This window comes from Geobacter hydrogenophilus (genome assembly GCF_018501225.1).
In the GTDB taxonomy this organism is placed as follows: Bacteria; Desulfobacterota; Desulfuromonadia; order Geobacterales; family Geobacteraceae; genus Geobacter; species Geobacter hydrogenophilus.
This window is the reverse complement of record NZ_JAHCZI010000002.1, coordinates 109,744-124,475: the sequence shown is the minus strand read 5'-3', so window position 1 is coordinate 124,475 and position 14,732 is coordinate 109,744. Positions and strand designations below refer to the sequence as shown.

Here is a 14,732-nt window from a genome sequence, read left to right as displayed (position 1 = left end):
CCTGGAAGGAAGGGGGGGTTAATTTATACGAAAATCTTTATCCGTCAGACCGGAATTTTTGCGCACCCGGCTGAAAGTGATAAGCGTGCGGTCGCCGTTCTTCTCGCTGATGACCAGCTTCCTGATTGTTCCGTCGGTCAGCAGCGTCACGGCAAACTCACGCACCTGCCCTCCGCTACGGGGGATCACGGTGACGGTAAGGGTGTCACCCTGCTGATCGGCCCTGACATCGGCCCCGTCCGGCAGGCTGGTCACCGGCCGTGCCAGGAAAGTGAACCAGCGCTGCAGGCTCTGTTCAGGAGGAAGCGCGATCTGGCTGGTGCTCTTCTCCCGGGGGAAATAAAGGGTTATCTGGGTGTCGTTCAGGAGGAGCCTGCTTGCCCGGGGCGGGTTGATCTCCATGAAAAAGAGGGCCGGTTTCCGGAAACGGACCGTACCGGTGCTGACCATCTTGCGCTTGAGGAGGGAAATCTGCTTCTCCTGCACGATGTCGGCGGAAAAGTCATTGATGCCGGCAAAACTCCGGCGGAGCGTCTCAAGCCCTTCCACCGGGGCGATCTGCCTGGCTGCGGCACTCCCCCCCCATGCCAGAACGAGGAGCAGAGTCAGCGTCATTACCGTGGATATCACTTTTCGCATCTAAATCCTCCCCATGCCGAGGGTAAAGCAGGCCGTGGCCAGCACCCGCCCCTCGACAGAAACCTCCCCTTCCAGCAGGTGGAGACGACCGAATGATTTGACAACTCTGACCGTCACATCGAGAATATCGCCGGCGGAGGCGGAACCGAAGAACGTGGCCCGATCGATGGCCGCCAGGAATCCCCCCTCCCCCTCCTCATGTCCAGCGGCGATTCCCCCCAGTTGGGCCATCGCCTCGATGAGGAGCACATCCGGGAAGTGTCTCGTGCCGCCGGTCACGGAGATGACGGCCGTGGCCGTCTCGCCCGGTTGGAGCGACACGAGGCGGTCGAGAAGGAGAAAGGGACGGCGGTGGGGGAGATATGCTTCGGGGTCGGGATTAAACAGGAGCGCCTCCGCTGATCTCGATGGCTACAAAGGGGCCTTCCGGCGATGCAGCCAGATGCAGCCCCTGTTCCCCCTCCCGAAGCGCAAGGAGCAGGGCAGCAAGGGCGAGCCCCCCCATGGCCAGCGACCGGCCGGTCAGGCGGTGAAGTGCAAGCTGCGGCGCGTCGGGGAGCCGTTCCAGCAGCCGGGGCAAGCGGTCCGCGGTGCCGGAGATGGAAATGCGGTACCGGGAGAGCTCTTCGGGAAGAAGGCGGGCAAACCCCTCGTCCTCTGCGTCAGGGAGGATGAGCCCCACCGACCGTATCCCGGTAATCGCCCCCCTTACCGGTGCGCCGCGCCGTTCGGCATGGTCCCGCCGTTCAAGAACCAGTAGGCCGCACCCTTCGCCAAATCCCCCTGCATAGCTCCCGAGCTGCTTCATCGCATCGAATCCCTTGATCATCATGGCATTCAACTCGTCAACCCCGCCGGTAATGATCACGTCCGCCCGCCCCTCCTCCAGGAAACGGCAGGCCATCGACAAGGCGGTCTCCGCCGAACAGAAGCGCTGGACGATGGTCACATTCGGCCCCTGGATGCCATGTTCGATAGAGGCGTTGCTGGCAGCGGCATTCGCCACCGTGTTGGGAAAGAGCATCGGTGCAAGGCCATCGACGCCGCTGGCGAAATAGCCGCTGAGGAATTCAACCGAATTGGCGATGCCGCCGAACCCGCACCCGAGAACGATGCCAACCCGCGTCGGTTCAACCCCTTTCAGGTCGATAGCGGCATCCTGCAATGCCATGCCGGCTGCAGCCACGGCCATGAGACTGCAACGGTCGAACTTCCGCGCCTTGAGGGGGGGCATGAAGTCGGCTACCCGAAATCCTTCCGCGGGGCCCCACAGGTGCCCCGCGCCGGCGAGGTCTTCCGGCATGGGACGGAGGCGGCTCTCTCCATCGCTGACAGCAGCGGCAAGGGCTTCGAGGCCGACTCCGGCCGCAGATATGGCGGCGAGGCCGGTGATGACTATGTCATGGGTCACTGGATTCATCGGGACACTACCAAGGCGGTGATGTTGCCGCCAAATGCGAAAGAATTGGAGACCGCAACGGCTGCATCGCTGACGCGCGGGCCGTCGTGGCAGTAATCCAGGTCACATTCGGGGTCACGCCCCCGGAAGTGCAGGGTCTGGGGGATGATCCCCTTATTCAGGGCAATGACGGTCGCCACCCCTTCGATGGCCCCGGCGGCACCCAGGCAGTGACCGGTGAGCGCCTTGGTGGAGACGAGAGGAACGTTGGCGACCCCCTCGCCGAAGACCAGCTTCATTGCCTTCGATTCAACCGCATCGTTCAACGGCGTTCCGGTGCCGTGGGCATTGACCCACCCCACCGCGCCGGCATCGACCCTCGCCACCCGCAAGGCCTCGGTCATCACCCGCGCAGCCGCAGTTCCCGACGGCTCCGGGGCGGTCATGTGGTAGGCTTCCCCGGCAGCCGCGTACCCCCGCACATGGCCGTAGACCGTTGCTCCGCGCTGCCGGGCGGCATCCGCATCCTCAAGCACCATGAAGGCGGCACCTTCTCCGAGGGATATCCCTTGGCGCCCCAGGCTGAAGGGGGAGCAGGGTTCCGGATCAACGACGCGCAGCGAGTTGAAGCCCGAAAAGGTAAGGAGAGAAAGGGTGTCGGTCCCCCCGCAGACCACGGCCTTGAGGCGTCCAGTGGCCACCAGGTCGGCCCCCCAGCCGATGGCGGTTGCCGACGACGAGCAGGCGGTGGTCACGGTTCCCTGATAGCCGGCAAGCCTGAAGGTCTCGGCGATGACGGTGGAAGTCTTGTCGGGGAGGAGGCCCCGTAGCAGGCCCGGATGCCCCTTGCAGCCGGCAACGCGCTCCTTGAGCCACTGCTCCGACTGAAACATCCCGGCTGCGCCTCCCCCCACCACCACTCCCACGTCATAGGGGGAGCAGTGGGGACGGATGCCGCTGACCCGGAGCGCCTCGCCGGCGGCGATCACGCCGAACTGATCCGCCCGGGAGAGTCGGGAGGAGGCTTTCCGGTCAAAGTAATCGCGGGGATCGTATCCCTTCACCTGAACGCCGATTTTGGAGGGAAAGCCTGAGACGTCGAAGAAGTCCAGGGGGCCGACTCCGCTCTTCCCGTTCAAGAGGGCATCGGTGAAGGAGGGGATATCCTTCCCAGCCCCGCAGAAGATGCCGAGTCCGGTTATGGCGACAGCGCCGGCGCTCACAGGATTCCTCCGTCAACGACCAGGCTCTGGCCGGTGATATAGGTGGCCCGGTCCGATGCCAGAAACGCCGCCGCATCGGCCACCTCGTCGGCGGTGCCGAGGCGCCCCAGCGCCGCGCCTGCAACAATCTTGTCGACCATGTCACGCCTCATGCCGGCAATCATTTCCGTTTCGATGAGGCCGGGGACGACGGCGTTCACGCGGATTCCCATGGGACCAACCTCCCGGGCGAGGGCCTTGGTGAAGCTTATGATCCCCCCCTTGCTGGCGGCGTAGTTGGTCTGGCCGGCGGTGCCGGCAACGCCCGAGATGGAAGAGATGTTCACGATAGCACCGCGCCGGCTGGCCATCATCTTCCGTACTCCCCACTTGCAACAGTGGAAAAGGGGGTAGAGGTTGCCGCGGATGACCGCGTCCCAGTCGTCGTCCGCCATCATTGCAAGGTAGCCGTCGCGGATAATGCCGGCGTTGTTGATCAGAATGTCGATCGTTCCTGTGGCGGCAGCAGCTTCGATGAGCCCCTGGGCTCCTTCCTGGGTGCTGACGTCGGCCTGCAGGGTCACGATTTCGCCGGAGAGACCGGCCGTTTCAGCCGTGACTTCCCGGGCCGCGTTCCCGTTCCGGAGGTAGGCTGCGAACACCCTGGCCCCTTCCCGGGCGAAACGGAGGGCAATGGCCCGACCGATTCCCCGGGTCCCACCGGTCACGACAACGGATTTACCTGCGAATTCCATGCTGGCTCCCTGCGTAAGACATTGTGAAAGGTTGTATTTTACTGGTCACAGGCTGAAAAGTCCAGAATGAAGGGGTTCGGCGTCAGGAGGGTGAGTGACTCAGGGGGGAAGGGACAGATCCCCTGCGGCGGCCGAGGAGCTTAAGCATTTTCCAGAGGGGACCGGGACCGGCAAAGTGCCGGAGCGCCTCCAGCATCGCATCATTGGCGGTGATTTCCAGTCCCGGGACGACCCAGTTGGTCCGTTTGAGCGCTTCCTCCCGCACCAGTTCACAGAGGGTACCGGCAATGGCCGGGGCGATATAGAACGTGGGTGTCAGGAGATCTGTTTCCGGCGTGACGAGCCCATCGGCCAATGCCTGGCGGTAAATCTCCGTCCCTGGGAAAATCCTGATGCCGGTCATGGCGATCACCGCCGTGGGAGCCACTTCGTCCATGAGGGCGAAACTCTCGGCAATGGTTGCCGGCGTTTCCCCCGGCCCGCCCAAAAGGATGTAGTGGGCGAAATCGACGCCAGCCTCCCGGCAGAGTCGGGAGGCCTCCCGAACCTTCTCAATGCCGAAGGACTTGCGCAGGTTCCCGAGCATGACCGGGGAACCGGAATCGGTGCCGAATTCGAGGGCGTCGCACCCGGCGGCCAGCATGGCGTCCAGAAGCTGCGGCGGCAGGAAATCGGGATTGATGAAGGCCGACCAGGCCACCGGCAGCCGGGCCGCCAACATGGCGCGGCAGAGTTCCAGGGCGAACTCTTGCGGATAGTTGAAGATGTCGTCGACGAAATAGAGGTAGTTGACGCCGTGGCCGTCCACCAGTTCCCTGATCTCGGCGATGATGTCGGCAACCGGGCGGAGCCGCATCCGCTCCCCCTCCAAGAGGGGATACGTGCAGTAAATGCACGAGAAGGGGCATCCCCGCTTCGTTTGGATGTTGGCCATCCCCCCCTCCCGGTGGTACCGCTCCACCTGGAACAGCTCGCGCAGCGGGGTGCCGATGGCCCGTACCGGTTGGGAGGGGAGAAAAGCGGCGTTATCACGTGAGATTACTCCGGGAAGGCCGTCACCCCCTTCATCTACGGCGATACGCGCCAGCAGTCGGGGGAGAACATCATCTCCTTCGCCTACCACTCCGTAATCGGCCCCAAGAAAGGCAAGAACCTCACGCGGCATCAGGGAGAATCCGGAGCCACCAACGACGACCGCAGCCCTCTCCCGGCAGATGGCCACCACATCCCGGACCCCGGAGAGGTACGAACGGGAGCCCGGATAGGTGACATTGTCGATATTGCGGACCGACAGCACCACCACGTCAGGGTTGGACTCCGCCAGGGCCTGGAGTGTTGCCTCTTCCGGGTCGGCGGCGAAGCAGAGGTCGAGGACCGAGAGCCGGTGGCCGGCAGCTTGGAGCGGCCCGGCCAGATAGGAGAGCCCCAGGGGAAATACCGGGTAGGGAGCATGCTCCCGGTTGGCGGAAACCAGCAGGACGTTCATGGCCCCTCCTGCCAGACAAGCATCCGCTCGACCCGTTCGCCGATGACCTGAGGGAGCTGGTACTGAAGCACCCCGTCCAGGTCGGTGAGGACATGGACCGTCTTCCCCCGGGCGCGGGCCTTGCCGTCACTGTCGATGACAGTGCAGCGGAATTCCAGGGTCGCCGCCTCGCCCCGAGCCAGGGAAGTCCTGACGGTAAGGATTTCGCCGAGGAGGGCCGGCTGCAGGTACTTGAGCTCCAGGGTCACCACCGGTCCCAGAAAGCCGGCGGCGGCAAGGCTCTCGACGTCGAGGCCGAACTGCTCCGCCAGCGCACTACGCCCCACCTCCATCCAGGCAACGTAGTGGCCGTGCCAGGCGACCCGGTAGGCGTCAATCTCGTTGAAGCGCACCTTTATCTGAGTCTCGTGGTGTCTCACGCCCCTCACCTGCCCCCTTCGCTGGCGATCCAGCGGTTGTACTTTTTCAGGGAATCGCCGACGCCAACTTCCACGAAACGGCTCACGCCGGCAGCGGAGAGCGCCTGGCAGGTCCGCTCCCAGTAAACAGGGAGCGAGAGTTCCCGTACCAGAAACTCCGGCAGGTCGGCGGCGGAAAGATAATCCTGGTCAATGTGGTTCATGAGCGGAAGCGTCGGTTCGCGAAAACGGTAGTCACCGACAATGTCCCGCAGTTCTCCCGCCACCTCCTCCATGAGCGGGGAATGCAGGGGGGCGTCGCAGGGGAAGCTTCGGGCCGTGAACGCGCCGCTTTCCAGCGCTTCGGCCACGGCATCCTCCACGTTCCGCCTCTCGCCGGAGAGGAGAAAATGGCGCGATGTGTTGTAGTTTGCCAGAAAGACGCCGTTGTTCTCCGCCACGGCCATGAGCGGGGCAGCGGTGAGCCCCGTGATGCAGCCGAGGGCGTAGGTGTTCCGCGTCCCCATGGCAGCGATGCAGGCCCCGATCCGGCACGTCATTTCGAGGGCATCCCCGTCTTCAAGGGCTCCGCATGCGGCCATGGCCGGATAGATCCCCATGCTGTGCTCGGCGATGATTGCGGGAACCGTCCCTTCGCGACGCAACCGCCGGCAATGGTAGAGGCTCATGGCCACGCCGTGGACCTGGAGCCGTACATGTTCCGTCAGCCCCTCACCACGGCAGGTACAGTCCGCCAGGTTGAGGCCGGTCCGCTCAAGCGCCAGGGCCGTTACCTGCCGGAAATCGAGGTCGTCGGGAACCGTTGCTTCAAAGGTCAGGGGCTGGCCGGGAAACATGAAACAGATCACGCTACCCTCCCCTTCCGGCGGATGGCGCTGCGGAATCCGAAGTTCATGGGGGCGAAGACCTGGACTGAGCGGTGTGCCTTGAAGATTCTCCGGTACATGGATGGTAATGAATAAAAGGAGCGGTTCAGCCAGTCGTATCCCTGCTGAAGTTCGTCAACGGACATCCCCCGCGGGAGGAAGGTGACGTGCTCCATGTCGTAGTCTTGCCAGTCGCTGGAGATGATCCGCCCTTCCGCCTCAAGCCGCCGACGGACCTCGGTGCCGGGATAGGGGGTGAGGATCGGGAAAATCGCCGCCTCAAGCCGCGCCTCCTCGCAAAAGCGGAGGAGCCCCTCGAAGACGGCGGGAGTGTCGTTGTCACAGCCGAGGACGAACGAGCCGAGAATGCCGATGCCGTTGTCACGGAAGGCTTGGGCATCCTCCAGGTAGGAGCGGGCCGTGTTGGTCACCTTTCCCATGGCGGCAAGGGCGTCCTGGTTCAGGGATTCGAAGCCGACGAACATCCCGACACACCCTGCCTCGCCGGCGGCACGCAGGAACTCCCGGTCGTGGGCGAAGTCAATGGGGGCGTGGGAGAGCCACTTGAACCCCATCCCCTTCATGCCGGCAAAGAGGGAGAGGGCGTAGGTGCGGTCGGCTACCAGGTTGTCATCCACGAAAAAGGCGAAGGAGTTCCGGCGACGGAGGAGTTCCAGCTCGGCCAGAACGCTATCCACCGGACGCTTGCGGTACCTGCGGCCGTAAAAAGCAGTGACGGAGCAGAATTCGCAGTCGAAGGGACAGCCGCGGGTGGTCTGGAGGGTGTTGGTGAAGAGGTACCGCTTCCCCTGGAATATCTCGCGGCGGGCCACGGGAATCGCCCCCATGTCGAGGGGGGTGGCGGCCCGGTAGATGCGCTGCAGTTCGCCCCGTTCAAGGTCGGCCAGGATCTGGGGCCAGACCACCTCCCCCTCCCCCACAACCACGGCATCCACATGGAGGAGCGCCTCTTCCGGCAGGTTGCTGGCGTGGAAGCCTCCCATGACCACCCGCTTCCCCCGGGAGCGGAACGCGGCAGCGATCCGGTAGGCCTGGGGCGCCTGGGGAGTCATGGCGGTAATTGCCACGAGATCGGCATCGGAATTCAGATCGAGCGGCTCGATATTCTCGTCGCAAAGGGTCACCTCCCACGACTCGGGGGTGACGGCCGCCAGCGCGGCAAGGGAAAGGGAGGGGAACTTGAAGCCCAGCTCCCCCCAGAGCCTCCCCCGAGGCCACCCGGGAGAGACGAAGAGGACCTTCATTTACGGTTTTCCGCGATAAAGGCGGCCACGGTACGGACCGATTGAAAGACCTTGGTCCCGGTGGCGGCATCGGGAACAACGACGCCGTACTGCTTCTCCATGGCCACCACCAGCTGGAGGGCATCAATGGAGTCAAGTCCCAGCCCCTCGCCAAAGAGCGGTGCATCGGTATCGATCTCGGCAGGGGTCATCCCCTCGATCCGGAGGGCGTCTATGATCATCTGTTTTACTTCTTCAATCAGTTGGTCTGCCATGCATTATCCTTTTGTGTGCGATGATTGGTCCCAGTAAGGGAAAAAATTATACCACTGGTCGGGATAGGCCCGGATGTATTTTTCGAAGAGCCGAATAAGCTGTTCGACCCCCTCCCTGATCACGGCGCCGTGATCACGGTGCCCGCCGCGAAAATGGATCGGCTCCTCCATGATGGTGGCGTACCTCCCCCCCTCAAGGGGGACGAAGACCGGGATGACCGGCGCCCCGCTGGCCAGGGAGAGGTAGGCGGCCCCCAGCGGAATATTGGCAGGGCGGCCAAAGAACTCGACGGACATTGTGTGGGAGGAACCGTCCCGGTCCCCAAGCAGCGCCACGATCTCGTTGCGTCGCAGGGCGTTGACCGCCTCGATGATGGCCAGCGGCGAGGTGTCGTGGCGGTCCACGTAGATGAACCCTATCCCCCGCTCCCCCCGGACCCGCTCCCGCAGTTCATTCACCTTCTCGTCCGGCTCCCGGAAGGTGAGGACGTTGATCTTGTACCCCAGATCGGCCAGCCCCAGCCCACCGAGTTCCCAGTTCCCGAAGTGGGGCGAGACGAGAATGGCGCCGGTGCCGACGGCCAGGGCGTTATCCAGGGGAGTGCTCGTGCTGCGCCGGCCGATCAGAGAAAAAAGGCGCTCCCCCGTGAGGCGCATCATCAGCATCACGTCGGCCCAGTTGCGGGCATACTTGTAAAAGGTGCTGATCAGCAGCCCCTCCACATGGCGACGGCCGGTCACCACCCGTAGGTTCTCCCGGGTGCCGCGCCGCTGGGTGCCCGCAAGGAAGTAGACGATCCCCGCCGTGATAAATGCGAAGGGAGGAAAGAGCCGCCGCGGCACGAGACGGGTGAACAGGTTGATAAGGAACAGGTTGACGCTGCTGTACAAAGTCACCGCTTGAGGTTCCGGGCTTTCTTCCCGGACCGGCCGGTATCGACGAATTCCCGCTCCCATGCGGGATCGGCAATCCCGGCATACTCTGCGGCGAGGCATCCACCTGCCCGGCAAGGCCGGAAAAAATATCGGCAGCGCCCTCATGGGTCGGATAGACCCCTTCGGAGTTGAAGAGTTCCCGCCCCACTTCGGGGTGGTCAATCAGCATGCAGGGACGGAGGAGATTCTCATGCTCCCCCTGCTGTTGGCGAATCTTCTGGAAGAGCGGCGACCGGAGCGCTTCCTTGAGGGAAGTGCGGCGGATGTTGTCCACGGCGAAGTGACAGAAAACGCACGGTTCGATGTCGCCGTTGGCGTTGATATGGAAATACTTTCGACCGCCGGCGATGCAGCCGCTGATGATGGGGCCGTCGTTCCAGAAATCGATGAAGAGCATCGGCTTGGTGGCGCGGAACTCGGCGACCCTCGTTCGCAGCAGGTCCCGCTGCTCGGGCGTGGCCATCAGCTCCAGGTTCGGCTCCCGCCCCACCGGCACGTAGGTGAAGAGCCAGAGGGCGAAGACCCCCTTCTCCAGGAGCATGTCGATAAAGCTTCCGTCGGTGATGACGGGAGTGTTCCTGCTGGTCTGGGTGAAGGAGCCGCAGAAGGAGAGCCCTGCCTCCCGCAGAAGATCCATGGCCCGCATGACCTTGCGGAAGTGGCCGGGACCGCGCCGCTCATCGGTCTCCTGTTCATACCCCTCAAGGGAGAAGGCGGGCATCACGTTCCCCACCTCGATCAGCCGCTCCACCATGGCCTCGTCAATGAGTCCGCCGTGGGTGAAGACCAGGAAGGCCATATCAGAATGCTTGCGGAAAATTTCGAAAATATTCTGCATGAAAAACGGCTCGCCGCCGGAGATGACCGCGAAGTAGACCCCCATCTCCTTCATCTGCGTCAGAACCGAGTCCACCTCCTCCAGCGAAAGCTCCAATCCCTTGCCGTAATCGCCGGCATAACAGCCATAGCAGGAAAGGTTGCATTTCATGGTGGGGCTGATGACCACCGTGGAGGGGGGATAGTACCCTTCCCGGTCGGCCCAGGCCTTCCGCTTATTGGTACCTATCAGGAGGTGGTTCATCGCCAGGTTGGTGATCCACTTGTCGCGCTGGTTGGGGTGGAGGTCGCGGAGGATCCGGCGGGGAAACTCGATACTCGGATGGTTTTCCCGGATGAGCTGCCTGATCCACCGTATCCGCTCCCGGTAGTAGTCCTTTTTCGGGATCAGCTCCATCAGGTGGGTCATCCGGGCCAGGGTCTCGTTGGACGAGTTGGTGGCCAGGGAGAGCAGCAGCGAAACGATCTTTTCCGTTGAATAGTTTTTAAGGCTTTGCAGCATGGCTAGAGTTCCCTACATGTACCGAAGAAATGTCATGCAAATGTTCCAGGTGTCGCGCACCGGCCGGAAATGGCTGGTGGCCCGGCCGTCAGCCACCCGGGCCGGTACCGGCAGCGAGCCGATAGTGCAGCCGGCCTGCCAGGCCTTCATCAGGATTTCCATTTCCAGGTCGTAACCGTCATTCCCGAGAGACACCATCCGCAGGAGACGGGCCGAGTAATAGCGGAAGCCCGACTGACTGTCGTCGATCTGAAAGCCGGTCCGCTTCTTCATGCACCAGGCACCGAACCGGTTCCAGTGGCGCCGCAGCCCCGCCATCTGATCGAACTGGGCGAAGCGGGAAGCCACGAGGATGTCCCATCTGCCGCTCTTGGCCGTTTCGGCCAGAAGATGAATGGCCGTGGGGTCGTGCTGTCCATCCGAATCCAGGGTGATCACGCCGGAAAAACCGTGATCCAACGCCCATGCGAAGCCTGTCTTCAGGGCTGCCCCTTTGCCGCGATTTCTCCCGTGGCTGATCAGGTTCACCGGCAGCCCCCTGACGCAGTCTACCGTGCCGTCCTCGGAGCCGTCATCGACGACCACGAGGGGCAATCCCTGCTCCAGGGTCTCCCGAACAACTGCTTCGATTGTCAAAGCAGCATTGAATGCCGGTATAACTACGCAGATTCCCACTGATCCACCAGACTGCCCAAAGAAGTAAAACGAAACCGCTTCATGAGCGGAACCAGCCGTTCCAACGCATCGGTCCGCGGGCCATAGGCCACGAACTGTCGAAAGAGCGACAACGGAAGGCGCGGACCACTGGGGTCAATCTCCCGGGGATGAAGATAGAAAACAGCCGATTGTCCCTCTTCATTGAGACGCATCACGGTCCGCTCGATCATCTGCTGCGGAAAGAACCTGAACCCCCACCCCCCGCCGGTCGGCAGGTTTCCCAGCATCGACGGTGTTACCATCGGGGGAATCTCCCAGAGACTTTTCCCAGCCATCCCGATTTTGTAAGGAACGCGGGAACCAGACCGCTCCCCCACAAAAGGGAGCGGGTTGCAGCTGGAATCGTAGCGGAATCCCTCTTCATGCAGAATCTCGAATGCCCACGGTGTCACAGTACGCGAAAGAGACCACTGGGGGGCACGAAACCCCATGGGCCGTTTGCCCGACTGACTAGAGAGAATATCATTGGTGCGGCGCAGTTCGTCACGGAATGCGGCCGGTGACAACACTGTAATCATCGTGTGGGAGAATCCGTGCGATGCAACCTCGTGGCCGGCCGCGGCTATTGCAGGGACCAGCGACGGCAAGGCTTCGGCAACCGAACCGAGCACGAAGAAGGTGGCCGTGACGCCCGACGCTGCGAAACACTCGAGCAGCCTGTCAACATTCCGCAGGACGTGCGACGGGTAAGTTCCGTAACCGCAACCTGCAACACCACAGACATGAAACCATTCCTCCACGTCAATGGTTAGAGCATTATCCATTCCCAGGCTTGTTCCCCTCACCTAAATCATCAAGTTTGCAAAAATATCAATTTTACATTGGTGAAGTCAAGAGCCGGGACCTTGGCGCGGCCTACCCTGGTGAGACAGCTTGAAGGAATTCATGAACGCCGGGAATGAATGTTTCTTCGGTGAGACATTGCCCAGAGCGTCAATGCATCCCCATTCGGGCAATTGCAATTGCCAGGTATATCTCCCGGAGAAAGCTCAGCAATCCACCGATCAGAGCGAGCATAGCAACGACGAATAATATGGCAGCAGCATAAGATACGTTCATATTGATAAAAAAACTTACAAAGAGCATAGCGATAACCAAGCATACAAGGAGAGCACAGGTTATACACAAGCTGATGGCCCAATTGATCAGCCGCATCCGCCGGCCGAGCGTCGTCAGCTCAAACCGTAGCGATGCTTTGTCATCCCTGGCTGAAGCGATAAGTTTCTGATCGACCACGCGTATGCGGTCTACAATGCGCCCGAGTCGGTTGATAAGCACAGAAAGAATTGATCCTACCCCGGTGAGGAGAAAGACCGGGGCAACTGACAGTTGAATGACATGGGATATGTTCGAAATGACCGGTTCGGGTTGCATGATGCTGTTCTCCGTGAAACGTCACCCTTGCAGTTACGGCTTCCAGAGGTACATGAACTGCCCACTGCTCGCTGCCTCGAATCCCCCAAACAGATCTGCCATGGACGGTTCGTCGGCTGCTTCGGCATAGATGCTCCCCCTGTAGCTGCCAGGACGGTGGTAGGTAACTACCCGGGCATCGGGGTCGCCAACCTGCTGGCGCATGGAGGAGATCACATCGTCCAAGTAGCCGATCCGGTCAATAAGCCCGGACTTCACAGCATCTCCGGCCGAGAAGACGCGGCCGTCGGCCAGGGAAAGCAACTCCTCTCGCGTGAGCCGATTGCCCTTCCGCTCCAGGATCATTTCAACGAAGCGCCCCTGGAACTGATCGATGATCCCCTGCACCAGCCTCTCCTCGTCAGGTGTCGCCCGCCGGAACGGCGAAAGGAGGTCCTTCCGCTCCCCTGACTTGATGGTCTTCTCCTCGACGCCGATCTTCCCCAGAAGTCCCTCGACGTTAAAGGTCATGAGCATCACCCCGATGCTGCCGGTGACAGCCGTGGGGTGGGCGATTATCTCGTCTGCAGCGGTGGCTACGTAGTATCCTCCCGATGCGCCGAGCCCCATGATGCAGGCGAAGACCGGAAGGTTACGGCGCTTCCTGAACTCGGAGATGTCGTGGCGTATGATGTCGCTGGCCGTAACCGTTCCCCCCGGTGAATTGATCCGCAAGATCAGGCCAGCCACCTTCGGGTCCCGCTCGGCCTTATGCAGCGATTCCCGCACTTGTGAAACTGTGGAGGGGATTCCCTGCCCCAGAAGGCCACTCCCCTTGGCCTGCTCACCGATGGTACCGCTAATGTCAACAATCAGGAGTTTCTTTGTTCCCTTCCCTTCCAGCACCTTCTCAGCCAAGGGCTCCGGCGCTCTCAACAGGGATACGTTCACATGGGCGCACCCCGTCACCATGGCAGCCACAAGGAAACTGACCAGAAAAACGGTAATTCTCATGAATCCTCCTTGGTGCACGATGAAAGACAGTTCTCCCATTGAAACTGTAGCATAATCAGATCTCAGCCGCTCGGGCGTCATCGATACCACAAAACAAACCGCTTGTTACATTGCCGCATGTGAACCCTTCTCAAGGAGGAAATCGGCAAAGGCGCGGTTTGCCCGAGACAGATATCCATGCTTTTTCCAGGCGATGAGAAGATCGAGATACAGCGGTGGGTCCAGGGATATTGCCGTGAGATCGTCATCTTCAGCAACCACCATCTTCAAGAAGACCGAAATTCCCATACCCTTCTGGACCAGCGACTTGACCAGAGTGTAGAGGTTTGTTTCAAATTTGATAGCGGGGCTGAGGCCTGCCCCTCTCAGAACATCAAGGATGAGTTCCCTCAGATAGTACCCCTCCCGGTAGAAAATCAGCGGGTGCCCGGCGAACTCGTGCAGCGTCAGGCTCCCCTTTGACGCCAGCGGGTGGTTCCTGGGCACGCAGACAATCACCTCTTCCCGCAGGAACCTTCTCACCTCAAGCGTTTCGGGGAAGCTCGCGCCGGCTATGACCCCCATGTCCAGTTCCCCGTCAATGATCATCTTCTGAATTTTTGAGGCTCCCTCACCCGACACCGTAAGGTGCAAGTCGGGATAGCGGTTAGAGAAGTCACGGATGATCTGCGGGAAGAAATACGCACTCATCATCGGAGGGATTCCCACCCGCACCTCGCCCTTGGCAAGCCCCCGAAGTTCTTCCATTTCCGTCTCCGTCGATTTCACCTCATCCAGTATCTTCTCCGCATGTCGCAGAAAGATCTCTCCTTCGGCGGTCAGGGAAATCCTCCGCTCCTGACGGTTGAAGAGTACAAGGTCAAGCTCCTCTTCCAACTTCTTCATCGCCATGCTCACTGCCGGTTGGGCTACGTGCAACCGTTCCGCAGCCTTGGTGAAGCTGCCGTATCTGACGATCTCGGCAAAAAATTGCAACTGGCGGATATCCACTTGAAACCTTTCCATAAAAAATAATTATGACAAACATAAATATTATATATTTTATTTATATTTTATCCATTGGTATCTTGATCTAATGAATAAAGTTA

Annotated in this window: 16 protein-coding genes and 1 pseudogene; all 17 read right to left on the bottom strand. The window is 61.2% G+C overall.

Annotation, left to right across the window (positions count from 1 at the left end):
* Window positions 1-18 precede the first annotated feature (18 nt).
* Window positions 19-639, bottom strand: a complete 621-nt coding sequence (locus tag KI811_RS04140) for a LolA family protein (protein ID WP_214185232.1) — start codon at window positions 637-639, stop codon at window positions 19-21.
* Window positions 640-1,026, bottom strand: a complete 387-nt coding sequence (locus tag KI811_RS04135) for a 3-hydroxyacyl-ACP dehydratase FabZ family protein (protein ID WP_214185545.1) — start codon at window positions 1,024-1,026, stop codon at window positions 640-642.
* A complete protein-coding gene (locus tag KI811_RS04130) occupies window positions 1,019-2,059 on the bottom strand; it encodes a beta-ketoacyl synthase N-terminal-like domain-containing protein (protein ID WP_214185231.1) in 1,041 nt (346 codons plus the stop codon). Before KI811_RS04130 ends, KI811_RS04135 begins: the two co-directional genes overlap by 8 nt.
* A complete protein-coding gene (locus tag KI811_RS18860) occupies window positions 2,056-3,261 on the bottom strand; it encodes a beta-ketoacyl-[acyl-carrier-protein] synthase family protein (RefSeq protein WP_214185230.1) in 1,206 nt (401 codons plus the stop codon). The genes KI811_RS04130 and KI811_RS18860 overlap by 4 nt, the downstream gene beginning before the upstream one ends.
* Window positions 3,258-3,995, bottom strand: coding sequence for a 3-oxoacyl-ACP reductase family protein (locus KI811_RS04120; protein ID WP_214185229.1), 738 nt, complete (start codon window positions 3,993-3,995; stop codon window positions 3,258-3,260). The genes KI811_RS18860 and KI811_RS04120 overlap by 4 nt, the downstream gene beginning before the upstream one ends.
* 82 nt (window positions 3,996-4,077) lie before the next feature.
* Complete coding sequence (locus KI811_RS04115; RefSeq protein ID WP_214185228.1) at window positions 4,078-5,481, bottom strand: lipid biosynthesis B12-binding/radical SAM protein; 1,404 nt, start codon at window positions 5,479-5,481, stop codon at window positions 4,078-4,080.
* A complete protein-coding gene (locus tag KI811_RS04110; RefSeq protein ID WP_214185227.1) occupies window positions 5,478-5,900 on the bottom strand; it encodes an acyl-CoA thioesterase in 423 nt (140 codons plus the stop codon). Before KI811_RS04110 ends, KI811_RS04115 begins: the two co-directional genes overlap by 4 nt.
* 5 nt (window positions 5,901-5,905) lie before the next feature.
* Window positions 5,906-6,748 (bottom strand): ACP S-malonyltransferase, encoded by an 843-nt coding sequence (locus tag KI811_RS04105; RefSeq protein ID WP_214185226.1) that lies wholly within the window; start codon window positions 6,746-6,748, stop codon window positions 5,906-5,908.
* Window positions 6,745-8,031, bottom strand: coding sequence for a B12-binding domain-containing radical SAM protein (locus tag KI811_RS04100; protein WP_214185225.1), 1,287 nt, complete (start codon window positions 8,029-8,031; stop codon window positions 6,745-6,747). Before KI811_RS04100 ends, KI811_RS04105 begins: the two co-directional genes overlap by 4 nt.
* Complete coding sequence (locus KI811_RS04095; protein ID WP_214185224.1) at window positions 8,028-8,285, bottom strand: phosphopantetheine-binding protein; 258 nt, start codon at window positions 8,283-8,285, stop codon at window positions 8,028-8,030. The genes KI811_RS04100 and KI811_RS04095 overlap by 4 nt, the downstream gene beginning before the upstream one ends.
* Before the next feature lie 3 nt (window positions 8,286-8,288).
* Complete coding sequence (locus KI811_RS04090; RefSeq protein ID WP_246551352.1) at window positions 8,289-9,242, bottom strand: lysophospholipid acyltransferase family protein; 954 nt, start codon at window positions 9,240-9,242, stop codon at window positions 8,289-8,291.
* 208 nt (window positions 9,243-9,450) lie between these two features.
* Window positions 9,451-10,209: pseudogene (locus KI811_RS18535) on the bottom strand (radical SAM/SPASM domain-containing protein); the annotation flags it as partial.
* Between the two features lie 363 nt (window positions 10,210-10,572).
* Window positions 10,573-11,235 (bottom strand): glycosyltransferase family 2 protein, encoded by a 663-nt coding sequence (locus tag KI811_RS04080; RefSeq protein ID WP_214185222.1) that lies wholly within the window; start codon window positions 11,233-11,235, stop codon window positions 10,573-10,575.
* A complete protein-coding gene (locus tag KI811_RS04075; RefSeq protein WP_214185221.1) occupies window positions 11,220-12,041 on the bottom strand; it encodes a polysaccharide deacetylase family protein in 822 nt (273 codons plus the stop codon). The genes KI811_RS04080 and KI811_RS04075 overlap by 16 nt, the downstream gene beginning before the upstream one ends.
* A 169-nt stretch (window positions 12,042-12,210) precedes the next feature.
* Window positions 12,211-12,651, bottom strand: a complete 441-nt coding sequence (locus KI811_RS04070; RefSeq protein ID WP_214185220.1) for a DUF2721 domain-containing protein — start codon at window positions 12,649-12,651, stop codon at window positions 12,211-12,213.
* A gap of 33 nt (window positions 12,652-12,684) precedes the next feature.
* A complete protein-coding gene (gene sppA, locus KI811_RS04065; protein WP_214185219.1) occupies window positions 12,685-13,644 on the bottom strand; it encodes a signal peptide peptidase SppA in 960 nt (319 codons plus the stop codon).
* A gap of 105 nt (window positions 13,645-13,749) precedes the next feature.
* Window positions 13,750-14,634, bottom strand: coding sequence for a LysR family transcriptional regulator (locus KI811_RS04060; RefSeq protein ID WP_214185544.1), 885 nt, complete (start codon window positions 14,632-14,634; stop codon window positions 13,750-13,752).
* Window positions 14,635-14,732 lie beyond the last annotated feature (98 nt).

Coding starts and splice junctions, on each gene's coding strand:
- sppA (WP_214185219.1), bottom strand. CDS start 13,644: ATGAGAATTACCGTTTTTCTGGTCAGTTTCCTTGTGGCTGCCATGGTG.
- KI811_RS04115 (WP_214185228.1), bottom strand. CDS start 5,481: ATGAACGTCCTGCTGGTTTCCGCCAACCGGGAGCATGCTCCCTACCCG.
- KI811_RS04095 (WP_214185224.1), bottom strand. CDS start 8,285: ATGGCAGACCAACTGATTGAAGAAGTAAAACAGATGATCATAGACGCC.
- KI811_RS04090 (WP_246551352.1), bottom strand. CDS start 9,242: ATGGGAGCGGGAATTCGTCGATACCGGCCGGTCCGGGAAGAAAGCCCG.
- KI811_RS04075 (WP_214185221.1), bottom strand. CDS start 12,041: ATGGATAATGCTCTAACCATTGACGTGGAGGAATGGTTTCATGTCTGT.
- KI811_RS04070 (WP_214185220.1), bottom strand. CDS start 12,651: ATGCAACCCGAACCGGTCATTTCGAACATATCCCATGTCATTCAACTG.
- KI811_RS04130 (WP_214185231.1), bottom strand. CDS start 2,059: ATGAATCCAGTGACCCATGACATAGTCATCACCGGCCTCGCCGCCATA.
- KI811_RS04140 (WP_214185232.1), bottom strand. CDS start 639: ATGCGAAAAGTGATATCCACGGTAATGACGCTGACTCTGCTCCTCGTT.
- KI811_RS04120 (WP_214185229.1), bottom strand. CDS start 3,995: ATGGAATTCGCAGGTAAATCCGTTGTCGTGACCGGTGGGACCCGGGGA.
- KI811_RS04100 (WP_214185225.1), bottom strand. CDS start 8,031: ATGAAGGTCCTCTTCGTCTCTCCCGGGTGGCCTCGGGGGAGGCTCTGG.